Source organism: Streptomyces sp. NPDC058240, from assembly GCF_042882135.1.
GTDB lineage: Bacteria > Actinomycetota > Actinomycetes > Streptomycetales > Streptomycetaceae > Streptomyces.
On sequence record NZ_JBHVWT010000047.1, the window covers coordinates 24,830 to 42,438 of the forward strand.

The 17,609-nt window shown below is 70.6% G+C and carries 17 protein-coding genes and 5 pseudogenes; 13 read left to right on the top strand and 9 right to left on the bottom strand.

Annotated features, from left to right (window positions below; all coding sequences use genetic code 11):
- Positions 1-125: 125 nt before the first annotated feature.
- From ACFVX4_RS35615 to ACFVX4_RS35630, 4 genes are all read right to left on the bottom strand, one after another.
- The gene (locus ACFVX4_RS35615; RefSeq protein ID WP_389985739.1) at positions 126-1,274 is read right to left on the bottom strand and encodes an MFS transporter; all 1,149 of its coding nucleotides are present in this window, start codon (positions 1,272-1,274) and stop codon (positions 126-128) included.
- Between the two features lie 64 nt (positions 1,275-1,338).
- A complete protein-coding gene (locus ACFVX4_RS35620; RefSeq protein ID WP_389985742.1) occupies positions 1,339-2,019 on the bottom strand; it encodes an N-acetylmannosamine-6-phosphate 2-epimerase in 681 nt (226 codons plus the stop codon).
- Positions 2,016-2,999: an ROK family protein gene (locus ACFVX4_RS35625; protein ID WP_389985745.1), complete on the bottom strand. Its 984-nt coding sequence runs from the start codon at positions 2,997-2,999 to the stop codon at positions 2,016-2,018. Before ACFVX4_RS35625 ends, ACFVX4_RS35620 begins: the two co-directional genes overlap by 4 nt.
- Positions 2,996-3,955 carry a dihydrodipicolinate synthase family protein gene (locus ACFVX4_RS35630; protein WP_389985748.1) on the bottom strand — a complete coding sequence of 320 codons (960 nt, stop codon included), beginning with the start codon at positions 3,953-3,955 and terminating at the stop codon, positions 2,996-2,998. Before ACFVX4_RS35630 ends, ACFVX4_RS35625 begins: the two co-directional genes overlap by 4 nt.
- Positions 3,956-4,107: 152 nt before the next feature.
- Between ACFVX4_RS35630 and ACFVX4_RS35635 the strand changes: the two genes are divergently transcribed.
- Positions 4,108-4,815, top strand: coding sequence for a FadR/GntR family transcriptional regulator (locus ACFVX4_RS35635; protein WP_389985751.1), 708 nt, complete (start codon positions 4,108-4,110; stop codon positions 4,813-4,815).
- A gap of 42 nt (positions 4,816-4,857) precedes the next feature.
- On the opposite strand, the gene ACFVX4_RS35640 is transcribed toward ACFVX4_RS35635, so the two are convergent.
- Positions 4,858-5,238, bottom strand: coding sequence for a hypothetical protein (locus ACFVX4_RS35640; protein WP_389985754.1), 381 nt, complete (start codon positions 5,236-5,238; stop codon positions 4,858-4,860).
- A gap of 35 nt (positions 5,239-5,273) precedes the next feature.
- On the opposite strand from ACFVX4_RS35640, the pseudogene ACFVX4_RS35645 reads away from it, so the two are divergent.
- Positions 5,274-5,585: pseudogene (locus ACFVX4_RS35645) on the top strand (ATP-binding cassette domain-containing protein); the annotation flags it as partial.
- A 22-nt stretch (positions 5,586-5,607) separates the two neighbouring features.
- Here ACFVX4_RS35645 and ACFVX4_RS35650 read toward each other — a convergent pair.
- From ACFVX4_RS35650 to ACFVX4_RS35660, 3 genes are all read right to left on the bottom strand, one after another.
- The gene (locus ACFVX4_RS35650) at positions 5,608-6,798 is read right to left on the bottom strand and encodes an FAD-dependent monooxygenase (RefSeq protein WP_389985757.1); all 1,191 of its coding nucleotides are present in this window, start codon (positions 6,796-6,798) and stop codon (positions 5,608-5,610) included.
- A 117-nt stretch (positions 6,799-6,915) separates the two neighbouring features.
- The gene (locus ACFVX4_RS35655) at positions 6,916-7,746 is read right to left on the bottom strand and encodes a GDSL-type esterase/lipase family protein (protein WP_389985760.1); all 831 of its coding nucleotides are present in this window, start codon (positions 7,744-7,746) and stop codon (positions 6,916-6,918) included.
- A 137-nt stretch (positions 7,747-7,883) separates the two neighbouring features.
- Positions 7,884-8,615, bottom strand: a complete 732-nt coding sequence (locus tag ACFVX4_RS35660) for a FadR/GntR family transcriptional regulator (protein WP_389985762.1) — start codon at positions 8,613-8,615, stop codon at positions 7,884-7,886.
- Positions 8,616-8,799: 184 nt separating this feature from the next.
- Between ACFVX4_RS35660 and ACFVX4_RS35665 the strand changes: the two are divergent.
- From ACFVX4_RS35665 to ACFVX4_RS35685, 5 genes and pseudogenes are all read left to right on the top strand, one after another.
- Positions 8,800-10,395 (top strand): annotated as a pseudogene (locus tag ACFVX4_RS35665) (ABC transporter substrate-binding protein).
- A 20-nt stretch (positions 10,396-10,415) separates the two neighbouring features.
- Positions 10,416-10,670 (top strand): annotated as a pseudogene (locus tag ACFVX4_RS35670) (ABC transporter permease subunit); the annotation flags it as partial.
- 1 nt (position 10,671) lies between these two features.
- Positions 10,672-11,622, top strand: a pseudogene (locus tag ACFVX4_RS35675) (ABC transporter permease); the annotation flags it as partial.
- Positions 11,544-11,990 (top strand): annotated as a pseudogene (locus tag ACFVX4_RS35680) (oligopeptide/dipeptide ABC transporter ATP-binding protein); the annotation flags it as partial. The pseudogenes ACFVX4_RS35675 and ACFVX4_RS35680, both read left to right, overlap by 79 nt.
- Positions 11,957-12,892: a dihydrodipicolinate synthase family protein gene (locus tag ACFVX4_RS35685; protein WP_389985764.1), complete on the top strand. Its 936-nt coding sequence runs from the start codon at positions 11,957-11,959 to the stop codon at positions 12,890-12,892. The pseudogene ACFVX4_RS35680 and the gene ACFVX4_RS35685, both read left to right, overlap by 34 nt.
- Before the next feature lie 52 nt (positions 12,893-12,944).
- On the opposite strand, the gene ACFVX4_RS35690 is transcribed toward ACFVX4_RS35685, so the two are convergent.
- A complete protein-coding gene (locus ACFVX4_RS35690; RefSeq protein WP_389985767.1) occupies positions 12,945-13,805 on the bottom strand; it encodes a chaplin in 861 nt (286 codons plus the stop codon).
- 526 nt (positions 13,806-14,331) lie between these two features.
- Between ACFVX4_RS35690 and ACFVX4_RS35695 the strand changes: the two genes are divergently transcribed.
- The 6 genes from ACFVX4_RS35695 to ACFVX4_RS35720 all read left to right on the top strand — a co-directional run bounded on the left by ACFVX4_RS35695 (position 14,332) and on the right by ACFVX4_RS35720 (position 17,399).
- The gene (locus tag ACFVX4_RS35695; protein WP_389985770.1) at positions 14,332-14,733 is read left to right on the top strand and encodes a rodlin; all 402 of its coding nucleotides are present in this window, start codon (positions 14,332-14,334) and stop codon (positions 14,731-14,733) included.
- A 303-nt stretch (positions 14,734-15,036) separates the two neighbouring features.
- The gene (locus ACFVX4_RS35700; RefSeq protein WP_389985773.1) at positions 15,037-15,270 is read left to right on the top strand and encodes a chaplin; all 234 of its coding nucleotides are present in this window, start codon (positions 15,037-15,039) and stop codon (positions 15,268-15,270) included.
- A 248-nt stretch (positions 15,271-15,518) separates the two neighbouring features.
- Complete coding sequence (locus tag ACFVX4_RS35705) at positions 15,519-15,809, top strand: hypothetical protein (protein ID WP_389985775.1); 291 nt, start codon at positions 15,519-15,521, stop codon at positions 15,807-15,809.
- Positions 15,810-15,995: 186 nt separating this feature from the next.
- On the top strand, positions 15,996-16,406 hold the full coding sequence (locus ACFVX4_RS35710; protein WP_389985778.1) for a rodlin: 411 nt from the start codon (positions 15,996-15,998) through the stop codon (positions 16,404-16,406).
- Between the two features lie 262 nt (positions 16,407-16,668).
- Positions 16,669-16,869, top strand: coding sequence for a hypothetical protein (locus ACFVX4_RS35715; protein WP_389985781.1), 201 nt, complete (start codon positions 16,669-16,671; stop codon positions 16,867-16,869).
- A gap of 119 nt (positions 16,870-16,988) precedes the next feature.
- Positions 16,989-17,399: a rodlin gene (locus ACFVX4_RS35720; RefSeq protein ID WP_389985784.1), complete on the top strand. Its 411-nt coding sequence runs from the start codon at positions 16,989-16,991 to the stop codon at positions 17,397-17,399.
- The last annotated feature ends 210 nt before the right edge of the window (positions 17,400-17,609 follow it).

Here is a 17,609-nt window from a genome sequence, read left to right on the forward strand (position 1 = left end):
CGTCTCACTGCACCAGCAATTCAGTATTGGACCGTTCTAGGTCCCGGCTGGCACCGGGAGCGCGGGGCGGGCCGGGCATGGTTCTCCACCGCCCCGGCCCGCCCCGCGCCCGCGCTCCCGTCGGGTCAGCAGGCGGCCTTCGTGCGCGAGGCCCCGCCGCGCTCCGTCGCCGGCGGCACCGCGAGATGGTCCGGCTCGGCATCGGGATCGGTCAGCCGGTTGAGCCGGGCCGGTACGTCGAACCCGACCAGCAGCACCACGATCACCGTGCCCGCGAAGGTCAGCACGGCCAGCGCCTGCCCCAGATCCATCCCGGACGCCAGATGCGCCCCCAGGACCGGAGCAACCGCACCGCCCAGCGCCCCCACGTTGTAGGTGAAGCCGAGCGCCGCGCCCCTGCTCGCCGTCGGGAAGTGCCCGCCGATGTATCGGGGCAGCAGCCCGGAGATGCCGAAGCTGGTCGCCTGCAGCAGGAAGAGCAGGATGCCGAGCAGCAGCAGATTGTCGTGCACGGCGAAGACCGGGTACACGAAGGCCAGCGAAGCGAGCAGCGTCAGCGCGTACGCCTTCTTCGCACCGATCCGGTCACCGAGGAAGCCCGCGGTCCAGCAGCCGACCATGGTCCCGAAGCCCGCGAAGTACAGGACGTCGGTGACCTGGTCGGTGGAGTAGCCGAGTTCGGTCTTCAGATACGTGGGCAGCAGCGCCTGGATCGGCCACGAGTACAGGAACGCGAAGAACAGCGTCACGATCATCGACAGATACAGCACCCAGCTGCGCTTCCCGCCCATCTGCACGGCGAACGCGGCGAGGGTCAGTCCGGCGACCACCGAGAGCACCGGAACCATTCCGGCGCCGCCCGGGGTGAAGACCAGGAAGAGCGAGACGGTGGCGACGACGACCAGGACCGTATTGACGACGGCCCGGCCCCGGGTCACGAACAGCGGCCGGAACGGATTGGGCTTGGCACCCTTGTCCGCGACGCTCTCCGTCCACTCCTCGGCCTCGGGCAGCGCCCGCCGCATCCACAGCGCGATGGCGATCGGTATCAGGCCGAGGTAGAACATCCACCGCCAGCCGAGCGACGGCACCACCCAGTTGTAGACCTGGGCGGCGAGCACCGAGCCGACCGAGAAACCGGAGATCAGGAAGCCGCTGGCCCGGCTGCGGAAGCCGTCGAGGACGTAGCCGATCCAGGCGGCGAAGAACGACTTCCACTGGGTACCGCTCACTTCTCGATACCAGGGGAGCTCGGCGGGTGATGTGATCTGCACGGTGACTCCAGGATGCGGGACGGGGCTCGTCGTTGAGCCGCCGGCCCGCGTGGTGGGGGGAAGGTCAGGGCCGGGCGATGCCTGCGACGAAGCGGGCGGTCAGGGCGGTCGGTGCGGTGATGGCGGTGCCGACGACGACGCTGTGGGCGCCGCGTGCCAGGGCCTCGGCGGCCTCCTCGGGGGTGTTGATACGGCCTTCGGTGACCACCGGGACGTCGATCGCGGCGGTGAGCGCGGAGACCAGGCCGAGATCGGGGCCGGTCTGCTCCGGCGTGCCCGGCACATAGCCGGAGAGGGTGGTGGAGACGAAGTCCGCGCCCTGCCCGGCCGCCGCGATGCCTTCGGCAAGCGTGGAGACGTCGGCCATCACCAGGGCGCCCGCCCCGTGCACCGCCGCGACCAGCTCGGCGAAGGTGGAGCCGTCGGGGCGCGGCCGGTCGGTGGCGTCGGCGGCGACCACATCGGCACCGGCCTCCACGACCGCCAGGGCGTGCCGGACGGTCGGGGTGATGTAGACGCCGACGTCTCCGTCCTTCCACAGGCCGATGACCGGCAGGTCCACGGCCGCGACGATCGCGGCGACGACCTCCGGCTCATTGGCGCGGATCGCGGCGCCGCCACCGGCCACGGCCGACCGGGCGAGCCGGACCAGGGTGCCGGTCTCCCGCATCGGATCGCCGGGGGGCGCCTGGCAGGACACGATCAGCTTGCCCTGGAGGGTGGTGGCCAGTTCCTGAGCGGTCATCGAAGGACTCCCGGGTGGTGGAGGGGAAGTGTGGTGGTCAGGGCGGCGGCGCCGAGCACCGCCGCGTCGGCGCCGAACAGCGGCGCCCGGGGCACGAGTCCGCGCAGCGGCGGCATCAGTTCCGCGGTGAAGGCGGCGGCCAGGGCGTCCCCGTACAGCGGGCCGATCCGCGGCACACCGCCGCCGACGACGACCCGGTCGGGCCCCAGCGCGTTGGCGAGCCCGCCGAGCACCTGGCCGGTGGCGGTCGCGCCGGTGGTGATGGCGCGGACGGCCGACGCGTCGCCCTGCCCGGCCCGCGCGGCGACGGTTTCGAGCCGGTCCACGGGGGCGCCGGTCAGCCGGGCGTAGTGGGCGGCGATGCCTGGACCGGAGGCGATGACCTCCAGGTGTCCGGCGCCGCCGCAGGTGCAGGGCAGTCCGGCGGCCTCCGGGCTGGGCAGATGGCCGAGATGCCCGGCGAGACCGGCCGCGCCGTGCAGCATCCGCCCGTCGACGGCTATCGCGCCGCCCACGCCCGTACCGACCGCCACGAACAGCAGCGACCCCTGGTCCGCCCGGTCCGGTCCGCCGTCCGCCGTCAGCGCCGCGAGTTCCGGACCCGCCGTGGCGCGTACGTCGTTGTCGCAGGCCACCGGATATCCGGTGCGGTCCGCGAGGCCGGCGCCCAGGGCGGTGCCGGCCCAGCCGCGGATGGAGTCGGTGCCGCTGGTGACCATGCCGGTACGGGGATCGACGACCCCGGCCGCCGCGATGCCGAGCGCCGTGGCCAGCCGCCCCGGATCGACGGCCGCGGCCGCCCCGGCGAGTGCGTCCAGCACGGCCGCCGCGCCGTCCCGGGCCGGGGTGGGCCGGGTGTGCCGCGACAGGATCGTGCCGTCGGGTCCGAGGAGTGCGGCGGCGATCTTCGTACCGCCGAGGTCGAGCCCGATCACCGCGGCACCTGTTCTGTCGGCGGACGGCCGGGAGAGGTCGTTCATCGGACCGGCGGCAGGCCGGCGGCGCGCAGGCGCTGGGAGACCAGGGCGACGGATTCAGCGCTCAGCTGGATCTGCGGGAAGGCGGTGTCGCCGCAGGCGATGACGCCGAGCAGTTGGAGCGCCGCCTTGAAGGAGCCGAGCGCCGAGGAACTGCGGCCCATGTCCGCCTCCGGACCGGCGTCGACCATGGCGAACAGCTCGACGAGCCGCTCCTGCTCCTTCGCGGCCAGCTCCCACTTCCCGGCCCGCGCGGCGTCGTAGAGCCGTACGTAACCGGCCGGGTCGACATTGCCGATGCCCGGCACGACACCGTCGGCCCCGGCCAACAGGACCGCGTCCACGGTGAGTTCGGAGCCGGTGAGGATGCTGAAGCGCGGCGCCGGTCCGTCCGTGCGGCCCTCGCGGCCACCCAGCTCGACGATCAGGCGGCGCAGTCCGCCCTCGTCGCCGCTGCTGTCCTTGAGGCCGGCCAGCGTGCCGTCCTCGGCGAGTTCGCGCACCAGCGCGGGGGAGAGCTTGCTGTGCACGGCGACCGGGATGTCGTACGCGAACAGCGGCAGGTCGACCGCCGCGCGCAGCCGCCGGAAGTGCTGGGCGATCTCCTTGCCGTGGGTGCGGGTGTAGAACGGTGCGGTCGCCACCAGGGCGTCCGCACCCAGTTCGGCGGCGGACCTGGCGTGCTCGACGACACGAGCGGTGGTGGTGTCGATGACACCGGCGAGGACCGGGACCCGGCCGTCGGCCGTATTGACCACGGTCTCCAGCGCCGTGGCGCGCTGCTCGTCGGTGAGGTACGCGACCTCGCTGGTGGAGCCGAGCGCGAACAGCCCGTGCACACCACCGCCGATGAGGTGCTCGACGAGCCGGGCGAGGGACGCGGTGTCGACCTCCCCCCGGGGGTCGAGCGGGGTGCAGACCGGCGGGACGACGCCGTGCAGCGGTGAGGTCAGGGACATGGTGAGGGCTCCAGCTCGGTCGATGCGCCGATCCGTGGCCCGAGGCAGCTGCACGGATCGAGACGTGAGACGTAAGATGTCCTATGTCTGGCTCACCTTAAACAGATGCTCCTGTGACCGGTCAAGGGGCAATCGCACCTCGGGAGGATGTTGTGCCGCGCCCCACCATGGCTCAGGACATAGAGCGTCGGCTCAAGGAGCTGATCCTGGAACGCAGACTCGGCCCCGGTGACGCGCTGCCCACCGAGGCGGAGCTGATGGAGCTCTTCGGGGCCGGCCGGGTATCGGTGCGCGAAGCCCTCAAGGCGCTCCAGGCCGTCAACGTCGTGGAGATCCGCCGCGGCTACGGCACCTTCGTCGGCTCGCTCTCCCTGTCACCCTTCGCCGAAGGGCTCGCCTTCCGCGCCGCCGTCCGTCACCGGCAGGGGGAGCCGGGCCTCTTCGAGCTGATGAAGGTGCGGGAGGCGCTGGAGGCCGGTCTGGTCGGCGCCGTCACGGCCGGCATCCCCGACGAGGACCTCGACGTGCTGCGCGGCCTCGTCGCGAAGATGGACGCCGAGGCCCGCGACGGCGGCCGGGTGGCGCGCGGCACCGACCGCGCCTTCCACCTCGCGCTCTACGCCTCGCTCGACAACCACCTGCTCAGCGAGGTGCTCGACGCGTTCTGGGCGGCCATGGACCGGGTGCGCGAAGATCTCGACGACGGCCATCAGGACCCCATGGCCACCTGCGCCCAGCACCGCGAGATCGTCGCGGCGGTCGCGGCGGCCGACGGCGAACGCGCGGTGCGCGCCATGCGCACCCACTTCGACGGCATCCGCACCCGCCTCGCACCGTCGCCGGTCCCGCAGCCGGGGTGACGGACGGCTTCCGGCGGCGGAGGCGAGGGGCCGCCCGGTCCCTCACCGCCCCGGCGTCGCCCCGGTGATCGCGGTGACGGCCATCCGGAACGCCCGGTCCGTCACCGCTCGGGGGTCGGCGCCGCTCTCGATCGCCGTCGTGGCCGCGTTGACGATGCCCTGGAGGAGCAGCGCCGTGCGCCGCGGGCCCTCCTCGCCCAGCTCGGTCAGCGCGCCGATCAGCGGGGTGAGCAGCTCACGGTGGGCGCGCACCGCGCTCTCCCGTACCACCGCCGCGTCCCGGACCCCGGCCGGCGCCTGGGCGATCCGGTGCTCCCCGCCACGCACCAGCTCCAGCTGGGACGACACATGGGCGGCGATCTTCTCCTCCGGCGTACCGGCCGCCGACATGCCGGCCCGGATGGCGTCCGTCCAGCGCGGCATCGCGTCCTCCACGACCGCGGCGAGCAGCCCGGGGCGGCCGGGTGGGCCTCGGCCATCGCCTGCGCCACCGCCCCGAACAGCTCTCCGGCGGCGAACGCCAGCGCGTCGCCCTGGCCCGTGCGCTCTTCCTCTCCCCGAAACTGCTGCTGATCGACGAACCGACGGCGGCCGTCGACCGGTCCCAGGCCGGCGAACTGGCCGCGCTCCTCGCCGAACGCACCCGCCAGGACGACTGCGTCACGGTCGTGGCCACGCACGACCCCGCCGTGGCGGAAGCCGCCGACCGGGTCGTGGACATGGCCGCGCCGACCGCCGACGCGGCTCCGACCGCACGGCCCGGCCGCTGACCCGGCCCCGCGACCGGGTTCGTCACTGCCGCTGGACGCTGCCGTACAGATAGCTGTCGGCGCCGTTCAACGCGGCGCGGCTGAGCGCGTCCACCTCGGCCGGCCCCATCGTCGGCCAGTCGGGCGTGTTCTCGACGAGTTCCCGCCCCAGCCTGCGGCCGAGTCCGACCAGGCGGGCCCCCTCGGCGGAACGCTCCTCCGCGTACCGGTGCAGGGCCTCCGCCGCCGAGGAGGACGCGCGCAGCGACCGTTCCAGGCACAACGCGTCCTGGAGCGCCTTGACCGCCCCGCTCGCGGTGTGCGGCCGGGTCACGCTCGCCGCGTCGCCGGCCAGCAGGAAGGGGGGCTCCGCCGCCCGCGGCACGACGAAGTCGGCGACCGGGTGGAGCGCCTGGGAGGTGTGCTCGCCCCGGGCGACGATGTCGGCCCACTCCGCGGGGAAGTGTTCCCCGGCGATGTGCCGCACGTACGCGGCGGAGACCGGGGCACCGGACCCCGCTGCCGTCACCGACGCCGGGGGAGGCGCGTAGATGGCGTACGCCAGCAGCCGCGATCCCGGTTCCGTTCCCGGGATCAGATAGAAGACACCGTGTCCGCCGGGGAAGCCCAGGGTGACCCAGGCGGTCTCCAGCAGTGCCAGCTGCTCCGGATGGTCGCGGAGCGCGCTCGCCGGGATCGTGCCCCGCCAGACCAGATATCCGGCGGGAACCGGCCGCACCTCGGGTGCGATCAGTTCGCGGGTGACGGACCGGTGCCCGTCCGCCCCGACGACGATGTCGTACTCCCGCTCGCCGTCCGCGGTACGGATCAGGGCGCCGCCGGAGGCGGTACGGACGACGGAGCCGACGGGCCGCCCGCGGTGGTAGGTGCTGCCCCCGATGTTCGAGCGCAACGCCCGCCACAGCAGACCCCAGTTGCACGCCGCGACCGGGGCCTGCTGCCGTGCCAGCTCACGTGCCGTCCGACGCCCCGGCGCCCGTGCGAGCCAGACCCGGGCGGCGACCGGTGCCGTCGGCATGTCCGCGCCCAGATACCCGCCCGCGACCAGCTCCTGATGCAGCGGCGGAGGGATGACGATGCCGAATCCCCGGTCCTGCAACGCACCGTCGCTGCGCTCGTGGACGGTGACGTCCGCCCCGGCCCGCGCCCCCGCGATCGCCATCGCGCAGCCGGCGATGCTGCCGCCGACCACCCCGATGCGTAAACCTGTCACTGCCACCGTGCTACCGCCTGTTCCGACGCTCCGGGAGGTGCTGGACGCCCACATCGTCGCACCCGTGCGAGGGCAGGCGCGGGACGGGAACGCGCGGCGCCTCCCGGGGGCCGGACCTTAGGCCCTGTCTAGGGAGTCACGGTCGCCGTCGCGCTGCCGGACGCCTGCTTGCCGCTCGCCCGGTACGTGGCGGTGAGCGTGACACTGCCCGAGGCGCCCGCCGCGACGGTCACCGGGACCTTCACGTACCGGAACCGGCGAGCCGGGCAGTGCCCGCACCGAGCGGACGAGCGAGACGAGGTTGGCCCGGTAGGCCTCGGGGCCGAGGCCGGAGGTCGTGATGTCGTTCGTACCGATCATGATCGAGACCACCCGGGGCGAGAAGGCGGTGACCCGTTCCTCGAACATGGCGACGAGTTCGGCGCTGGTGGCGCCGCTCACGCCGGAATCGATCACGAAGTCCCGGTTCTTCGGCTTGCCCAGCTCCCAGCGGACCCGCTCCGTCCAGTGCTCCGGGTAGCTGCGCCGGCCGTTGGTGTGCAGGGCCCCGTGGGTGATGCTGTCACCGGTGACGACCCAGGTGGCGGGAGTGTCGCTGTTCAGGACCGTGGAGATCCTGCCCGGATCGGCGAGACCATGCAGCCGAGGGGTTCGGTGGCCCCGGCCGGCAGATGCAGCCAGCCGCGGACCGGACGTCCGGCGAAGCCGGGCAATGTCACATTCGTACGTACGGACCTGGGTGAGCCCGGTGTCCACGGGCGCGAACACCGGCTTCGGCACCGGGCCGCCGGCGGCGGGCGCCTCGCTCAGGGTGCTCGACCGGAAGGCGTCGAAGCCGGCCGGAACCGGCAGTTCAGGCCGGTATTCGCGGCAGTCCGCGAGCGAGAGGTCCGTCAACGGCATGGAGGTGCCCTCCTGGGATGCGCCGGGGGTGTGAATGCCGGGCATCGAGACAGAAGACGTCAGATGTCCTGGCGGCACACGGACCCTAGGCAGCGCTCGCGGCGGCCGTCAAGGGCCCCGCCGGACCAGGATCTGTCCCGGCAGGGCCCGGTCGCGTCTCCCCGGAAGGGCGGGCGGCAGGGTCAGTCCGGGGCGTTGTCGCGGGCGCGGGCCTCGGAGATCCGGCGCCTGACCGGGGCGTAGTGCTCGACCAGCGCCTTCATGAAGCCGGTGATGTCCACGGCCCGCGCGGCGTCCACGATGTTCTGGTGGGCCACGATCGTCGCCATCTCGTCGGCGTGCGTGAATCCGTCGAGATGCGGCGCGACGATCGAGTACACGTCCCAGAAGGCCATCGAGAGCTGGCCGATCAGCTCATTGCCGAGCGGCGCCACCAGGAGCGCGTGGAACGCCCGGTCCGCTTCCACGAAGCCGTGCCCCTCCTGGGCGCCGGTCCTGCGCATCGTGGCGACCAGGCCGTCCAGCGCGTCGAGCTGGTCCTTGCTGAGCAGCGAGACGATCCGGTCGGCCATCCCGCGCTCGAAGAGCTCGCGTACGTCGACGAGGTCGGCCATCACCTGGAAGTCGTCGTCGGGGGAGAGCAGCCCGCGGAAGGTCAGGCTCTCCACCAGGGCCGACAGGCTCAGCCTGCCCACGTACGTGCCGTGCCCGTGCCGCACCTCCACGATGTCCAGCGCGTTGAGGATCTTGACCGCCTCGCGGACGCTGGAGCGGCTGGCGCTGAGCGCCTCGCACAGAGCCGGCTCGGTGGGCAGCGGGTCCCCGGGGCGGAGCCGCTTTTCGAGGATGTAGCGCTTGATGCCCTCGACGACTTCCTGCCGGAGCAGCTGCCGGCCGGGCCTCGCACCGGACATATGTGAACTCCCCACCTCTTGACCCCTCTCGATTGTCCAGCTACGTTCCCACGCTATCAAGGCATCAGACATCTGACGTCTGATGCTCTCGGTTCCTCGATCCCTCGCGATCCCGCGTTCCGTCACCCGTTTCCCCGCCAGTTTTCCGCCCTTACGTTCCACCTTCGACGTCCCTGGAGGACCCGTGCCCGAGCTGAGACCAGCCGGTGTCGAGCGCCGCACCTTCCTGCGATACACCGGCGCTGTCGGTGCGGCAGCAGCCATCACGGCGAGCCTTTCCGCCTGCGGCGGACCGTCCTCGACCGCTGACGGCACGGCGGACAAGGGCAGCGGCAGCGGCCTCATCGAGGCCGGTCTCTCGTACCCCCTCTCACCGGCTTCGACCCGATGATCACCTCGGGCGCGACTCCGTACGCCGCCAATATGCACATCTTCGAGGGCTCTCGTGGATCTCGATCCGGCAACACTCGTGGCCCGTCCCGCACTGGCCACCGAGATGCCGAAGAAGATCAACGCCACCACCTACCGGGCCACGCTCCGCAAGGGCGCGACCTTCCACGACGGATCACCGGTCACCGCCGACGACGTGGTGTTCAGCTTCGAACGCATCCTGGACCCGAAGAACGCCTCGCTCATGGCGCAGTTCGTGCCCTTCATCGACACGGTGAAGGCCATCGACGCCGGCACGGTCGAGTTCAAGCTGAAGTACCCATTCGCGCTCTTCCCGTCCCGCATCGCCGTGGCCCGGATCGTCCCGAAGAAGATCGTCGAACCCGACCCCAAGGCATTCGACGCCAAGCCGGTCGGCTCGGGACCGTACAAGTTCATCGAGGCGACCCGCGAGGACAAGATCGTCTTCGAGGCGTACGACAAGTACAACGGCGCGCACCCGGCCAAGGCCAAGAAGATGATCTGGCGGCTGATGTCCGACCAGTCGGCCCGCGTCAGCGCCATGGAGTCGGGCCGGGTCCAGGCCATCGAGGATGTCCCCTACATCGACGTCAAGCGGCTCGCGGGCGCCTCGAAGACCGAGTCCGTGCAGTCCTTCGGCCTGCTCTTCCTGATGTTCAACACCGCCGACAAGCGGTTCGCGGACAAGCGCGTGCGCCAGGCACTGCACTACGCGCTGGACACCGAGAAGATCATCTCGACCGCGATGGTGGGCAACGCCGCAGCCGCCACCGGGTACGTCCCCGCCACCCACCCCGACTACCACAAGGCCGCCACGGTCTACACGCACGACGTGGCGAAGGCCAAGCAGCTCCTCGCCGACGCGGGCGTCAAGAACCTCTCCTTCACCGTCCTCACCACCGACACCGGCTGGGTCAAGGACATCGCCCCGCTGCTGAAGGAGAGCTGGGAGGCGGCCGGCGTCAAGGTCACCCTCGACATCGCCCAGTCCCCGGCCCAGTACGCCAAGATCGACAAGGGTGCCTTCGAGGTGCTGGTCGCCCCCGGCGACCCGTCCGTCTTCGGTAACGACGCCGACCTCCTGCTGCGCTGGTTCTACTACGGCTTCTGGCCCGAGAGCCGCTACGGCTGGGGCAAGTCCGACGCGTACAAGAAGGTCAGGCAGACCCTCGACAAAGCGGCGAAGGCCGCCGACGAGGCGAAGCGCAAGGAGCTGTGGGGCGAGGTCACCGACCTGGTCGCCGACGAGGCCGCGCTCTACCCGATCCTCCACCGCAAGCTGCCCACCGCCTGGAACGAGAAGGCGCTGCCCGGCTTCAAGCCGCTGCCCACCACGGGCCTTTCCTTCCTGGACGTCAGCCGCGCCTGACCGGATCGCACAGGCCACCTGTGCTGCGCAACGCGCTCGTCACCCCGCTGACCGTGCTCGGCATCAAGGTCGGCTACATGCTCAGCGGCGCGGTCGTCATCGAAGCGATCTTCGACCTGCCCGGCATGGGCAAGCTCATCCTCGAAGGTGTCACCGGCGGCGATGTCGCCCTGGTCCAGGGCACCGTACTGACCATCGCCATCGCGTTCCTGGTGGTCAACGTCATCGTCGACCTGCTCTATCTGCTGGTCAACCCGCGCATCAGGACGGTGTGACATGTTCGCCACCGGCCGTCTGGCCAACAAACTGTCCCGACCGGGCATCGCGTTCCGCGCCCTCCCGGTCACCTCCCGCACCGCCCTCGGCGTACTGATCGTCGTCGTCCTCGGCGCCGTACTCGCCCCCCTGTTCACCCAGGACCCGCTGACCACCGGCACCCCGGTCCAGGCACCCGGCGGCGACCACTGGTTCGGCACCGACCGGGCCGGCCGCGACGTCTTCGCCCGGGTCGTGCTACTCGCTGGTGATCGGCCTCGGCGCGACCGCGCTCGCACTGGTCGCGGGCGCGCTCCTCGGCTCGATCGCCGCCACCTCGCGCAAGCTCGGCGACGAGTCCGTGATGCGGACCCTCGACATCGTGATGTCGTTCCCGCCGATCGCACTGGCCGCCGTCCTCGTCGCGGTCTTCGGCACCAGCATCCCGGTGATCATCTTCACCATCGCCTTCGTCCACACCCCGTCGCTGGCCCGCGTGGTCCGCGCCAACGTCCTCTCCCAGTACGGCGAGGACTACGTCGCCGCCGAGAAGGTCATCGGCGCCCGCCGCGGCTACATCGTGCTCCGCCACGTCGCCGTCAACTGCATGGCCCCGGTCATGGTGTTCGCCACCGTCATGGTCGCCGAGGCGATCATCTTCGAGGCCAGCCTCTCCTTCATCGGCGCCGGAGTGCAGGACCCCGACCCCAGCTGGGGCAGCGTCCTCGCCTACGGCTGGCAGATCCTCCTCGCCGGCGGCTGGTGGGCCACGTTCTTCCCGGCCTCGCACTGCTGATCACCGTCCTCGCCCTCAACGTCCTCTCCGAGGGCCTCACCGACGCCTCCGCGGCGCCCAGGAGCGCCAGGGCCGCCGTCGTACCCACCGCGGCCACCGCACCCGACCCGGTCGGGCCATGGTGTTCATCTCGCACGACGTCCAGACCGTGCGCTACCTCGCCGACCGCCTCGCCGTCCTCTACCTCGGCCGGATCGTGGAGGAAGGGCGTGCGGCCGACGTGGCGGGCGCCCCGGTGCACCCGTACACCGAGGCACTGCTCTCCGCGACCCCGAGCCTGCTGGAGACCACCGAACGCATCGTGCTCACCGGGCCGGTGCCCTCGGCGACCAACCCGCCGTCCGGCTGCCCGTTCCGCACCCGCTGCCGGAAGGCCGGCGACGCCTGCGCCACGGTCTTTCCCGCCGCGGCCTCCGGCCCGGACGGGCACCGCTGGCACTGCGTCCACCCCCAGAACCCCACGTCCCCCGCCGGGCACCCGGCCCCCGTACCGTCCGCAAGGAGCACCGCATGTCCGCCTGGAACCCCCGCTACACCGGAGTGATCCCGCCCGTCGTCACCCCGCTCACCGCGGACGGCGAGATCGACCGCCCCTCCCTGGAGCGGGTCGTGGGGCATCTCCTCGACGGCGGCGTCAGTGGCCTGTTCGCCCTCGGCAGCTCGGGGGAGACCGCCTACCTGACGCCTGGCCGGCAGGACGAGGTCATCAAGGTCATCACGGCCGCCTGCGCCGGTCAGGTCCCGGTGCTCGTCGGTGCGATCGAGACCACCACCGGCCGGGCGATCGAGCGGGCCCGCGCTGCCGAAGCGCTCGGCGCCGACGCCGTCGTCGTCACCGCCCCCTTCTGCACGCGCACGCACGACATCGAGATCGACCGCCACTTCCGCGACATCGCCGCCGCTCTCGACCTGCCGGTCCTGGCCTACGACGTACCGGTCTGCGTGCACAGCAAGCTCGCTCCGGAGCTGCTGCTGCCGCTCGCCGCGGACGGCGTGCTGGCCGGGGTCAAGGACTCCAGCGGCGACGACGGATCGTTCCGCCGCCTGGCCATCGGCGCCCGTGAGCTCCCGGACTTCTCCGTACTCACCGGGCATGAACTGGTTGTCGACGCGATGATGCTCGGCGGCGCGGACGGTTCGGTCCCCGGGCTCGGAAACGTGGACCCGCACGGGTACGTACGTCTCCACGAGGCCGCGGTACGGGGCGACTGGGCCACCGCCAGGGCCGAACAGGACCGCCTGGTCGCGCTCTTCGACATCGTCCGCGCGGCCCGTCCCGGCACGGCGTCCGCCACCGCGGCAGGCCTCGGCGCGTTCAAGACGGCACTCATGCTGCGCGGGATCATCGAAACGAATGCGATGAGCGCACCGATGCGCCGCCTGGACGCGGCCGAGACCGCCGAGATCGCGGCCTGCCTGGACCGCGCGGGCCTTGCCCGGGTGTGAGCCGGCCCCCTAACCGAAGGACAGCGGTCCGCTTAACTGTCGACCGCGCCGGTCAGCTCTTCGAGGCGCGGGTACGGCGGACCAGCACGGTTCCACCGAGCACCAGGGCTGCGGCGGCTCCGCCGGCCAGCCCCAGGTTGGTGTCGGCACCGGTGTGTGCCAGCTGCCCGGTGGTGCCCCCGGGCTCAATGCCGGTCTGCGGTTCACCGGTCTGGGGCGTGACGGGAGGCGTGACCACCGGGGGTGTCACGGGAGGCGTGACCACGGGGGGTGTCACGGGAGGCGTGACCACGGGGGGTGTCACGGGAGGCGTGACCACGGGGGGCGTGACGGGAGGTGTCACGGGAGGCGTGACCACCGGGGGTGTCACGGGAGGCGTGACCACCGGCGGTGTGACCACGGGGGGGTCCACGGGAGGTGTGACCACCGGCGGTGTGACCACGGGGGGGTCCACGGGAGGCTCGACCACCGGCGGCTCGATGCCCGGCCCGTCCTCGTTCCCACACGTGTTCCCGGCAGCCGGGTTCAGCGCACCGGCGATGTCGACGGTGTTGCCGCACACGTTGACCGGAACGTCCACCGGAGCCTGAATGAGGTTGCCGGACAGCACACCGGGAGATTGGGCCGCGACGCCCTCGGCGCTCGCCCCCTGGCCCCCGCCGCCCTGACCGTCCGTGTTCGCGCACTTGTTGCCGAACGCGGGGTTCAGCAGGCCGATCACGTTCACCGTGTTGCCACACACATTGACCGGCACGTGTACCGGCACCTGCACGTTGTTGCCCGAGCCGACGCCGGGCGAACCGACGGCCGCGCCATCGGCGGAGGCATCCGCGAACGCGTATCCACCGGCTGCGGTCAGGATCCCTGACGCCGCCGCCATCACCAGCACGCTCTTACTCAAGGCTTTTCGCATTGATTGCCCCTTCTTAGGACATTCTGTGCGAGCACAACGCTCGCAGTTCATTCATCAGGCCGGTGCGGAGGCCGCCGGGTGGCCACCCGGCGGTGCCCGTGCGCGACTCGGCAAGCGGCGTTACGGAAAGCGCAGAGACCACGAAGACGTGCGCTTCATGTGAAGAGTCCTTGCTTCTGCCGGTCAAGCGCCCGAACTGCACGCTTGTGACACTCATAACGACGAGAAATTGTTGAGGAAACTCGAAAGATCGTGGAAATTATGTGTTCACACGAATGGAGTACGTGTACGGGCCGGTGCCGACGTCGTCCAGCATGTACGGATGCTCGACCCATCGGGCGGAAAATGCCTGCTGGGGCCGGGGAGCAGCCGGGCGGACCGATTCCGTCCGCGAGTCCCTGAAGTGTTGTTTCGTACTGCTGTTCATGCATCCCCGGCATTCGGGTGAATGGAGAGAACTAAACGCCCGGCCGTGAGTTGGCCAGAAGGCTCCGGTACGGGGCATCTGGTGCGAGAAGGGTTAATCGTGATCAAGAAGGTTCTGGCTACGGGTGCCGTTGCCGCCTCCCTCCTCGGTCTGGGCGCGACGCAGGCCATGGCCATCGGCGACGACGGCGGTACGACCTCGGTCAACGGCAACGGAGCCTCGCAGTCGTTCGGCAACGCCGAGACCCACGGTGACGGCAGCCCGCAGTTCGGTCTGGTCCAGGGCGGCCTGAACAAGCCGTGCATCGGCCTGCCGGCCAAGGTCAACGCCGGCTCGCTGATCGGCCTGATCCCGGTCGCGGTTCAGGACGTCAACGTGCTGTCCTCGCCGCAGAACCAGCAGTGCACCGAGAACTCGACCCAGGCCAAGGGCGACGAGCCGCTGTCGCACATCCTGGACGGCATCCCGGTGCTCTCCGGCAACGGTGCCGGCAACAGCTGATCCGCAGCTGATCCAGCCGTAACGACAGGCCTGGGCTGCTGGCATTCCTCCTCCGCGCGTCCCGGGCCTGTTACTGCCGCCCCCGTCGCTGGCGCATCCGATTATCGGGAGATCTTCCGGTGACATCGAGTGATCGATACTGCGTCATTCGGGCGATTTTCCGAGAATCTTCCGCCAGAAGAGTTTCGCCTACGGTCTGAAATCGTTACGAACTACATCGGCGGAGTTACGAGTGATCAGGTTCGCGCTCGTGCGGCACGAAAGACGTGGCCGCTTCGGACTTCGTCAAAGAAAGGGAACAAAGTGAAGTACACCAAGGTTGCCGCCATCGCCGCCGGAACCCTGATGGCGATGGGTGCCGCCGCGCCCGCCTTCGCCGACTCCGGTGCCGAGGGCGGCGCTTCCTACTCCCCGGGCGTGCTGTCCGGCAACAGCGGCCAGGCCCCGATCCACGTCCCGCTCAACCCGTGCGGTAACACCGTTGACGTGATCGGTCTGATCAACCCCGCTTTCGGTGGCACCTGCGCCAACGGCTGACCTCTGGTCGGACGGGCCGAACGCTCATGACCGGAAGGCCCCGGATCGCATCGAATGCGATCCGGGGCCTTCCCCTTTTCTTTCCGACATTCGATCCGGTGGTCCCGCAGAAAACCCGCCCCGTCCAGTTGCCGTGTCGCAACCGAATCGTTACCCAGGGCGAAAGCGGCAGAAGGCACGGCTAAAGAAGGCTCGTGCGGCGCGGGTACGCGACCGAAACAGATGCCGCTGCAGAAGGGAACCCGAAAGTGAAGTACGCGAAGACTGCTGCGTTCGTTGCCGGTTCCGTGGTTGCTCTCGGAACGGCTGCTCCCGCCTTCGCCGTCACCAACGCCACGGCCCCCAACTTCAGCCTCAACGGAGGCGTCAACCAGGTGGTGGAGAGGGCCCCGCAGGCTGCCGACCCGATCGTCGACACGGTCGGCGGCGCCGCGGAGTCGGTGCAGAAGAACGGCACCGTCACCAAGCTGGCCGACCAGGCCACCGGTGCGGCCAAGGGCGCGGCCCCGCTCATGGGCGGCCTGCCGCTCGGCGGCTGATCCGTCGCGCCACGGCAGTTCCCCGCTGTTCCACGGCCTTTCGCATTCCTCCGGCGCTGCGAATTCGGCGAACAACTGAACGTAGAAGCACCGTTCGAGTGAATCGGCACAACCTTCCCCGTTGTCGTGAGTTGATCAGGACGCTCCGGACAGGCGGGCAACAGAAAACCCCAGAAGGGCTATTTCATGATCAAGAAGATTATGGCCTCGGCAGCCGTCGCTGCTTCGATCGTCGGCGTCTCCGCCGCGATCGCCCCGCAGGCCATGGCCATCGGCAACGACGGTGGCACGACGTCGGTCAACGGCAACGACGCCATCCAGTCGTACGGCAACTCCGCCACCCACGGCGACATGAGCCCGCAGTTCGCACTCATCCAGGGCTCGCTCAACAAGCCCTGCATCGCACTGCCGGCCAAGGCCAACGTCGGTTCGGTCCTCGGGGCCGTCCCGGTCTCGGTCCAGGACCTCAACGTCCTGTCCTCGCCCCAGAACCAGCAGTGCACGGAGAACTCCACCCAGGCCAAGGGTGACGAGGCCCTCTCGCACATCCTGGACGACATCCCGGTCCTGTCCGGCAACGGCGTCGGCAACAACTAAGGCCGTACTGCTCCGGGCGCTCCTCGCCGATTGTTCGAACCGGCAGGGGAGCGTGCCGCGGGCAGCTTCGATCCCGCCTGCACGCAGTACCCGAAACACCCGTGGGGTCGGCACATCCGCACGGCAGCCGTTCCTCGGCCGCCCGGATGCGTCGGCCCCACTCGTGCGTCCGGGGCGCCACGGCGCTCGAAGGGACGGGTGGACTGGGCCGGTTGCCGTAGCGACGGCGGACGTCACCCGCCGCACCGGGTAGGGGCCATTCATGGACCAGTACGACAGTCAACGCCCCCGCGGCCGGCAGCGGCACGCACAGGACGGCACACCCATCTACGACCGGCTGCTCGCCGAGTGGCAGGCGACCCACGGCGATCAGGAGCCGGCGCCGCCCGCAGGGCCCGACCGGCCGTGCGCGGGAAGCCGGGTCCCCGCGGCCCGCACCTCCGGCGAAGCCGTCGACGGGTGACCGAAGATGATCGAACTCATGCCGGATCGAACCCGTTTGAGTGGTATTGCGGAACCGACGCTTCCGTAGCGGGTTGATCAGTATGTTCCAGAGTGGAACGCTCCGAAAGGTGAAGCGTGATGAAGAAGATGATGGCCGGCGCAGCAGTGGCCGTGTCCCTGGTCGGCCTGTCCGCCACAGTGGCCCCCGCGGCCATGGCGATCGGCAATGACGGTGGCACCACGTCGGTCAACGGCAACGGCACCGTGGACGAGTTCGGCAACAGCGTGACCCGGGGCGACGGCAGCCCGCAGGTCCAGCTCGTCCAGGGCACGCTGAACAAGGCCTGCGTCGGCCTGCCGCTCAAGGCCAATGCCGGTTCGCTCGTCGGTGTGCTGGTGCCGGTCGCGGTCCAGGACATCAACGTCCTGGCCTCGCCGCAGAACCAGCAGTGCGCCGACAACTCCACCCAGGCCAAGGGTGACGAGCCGCTGTCGCACCTCGTCGACGACATCCCGGTGCTCTCGGGCAACGGGATCGCCAACGACTGACGTGACCGACGTGCGGGCTGCCCGGGGATTCCCCGAGGCCGCCCGCACCGCGCCGCACAGGCAGGATCCGGGGCACTGCCCCAGGGCTCCACGCATGAGGGTGCCCACCGCGCCACGGGGGGTGCCTCTATGTTCTTCGTCAAGCGTGCAGGAGGCTTCGGTCCGGGCTCGATGTTCTCCGTGGGGCATGAGACTGTCTGGTTGTGTCGG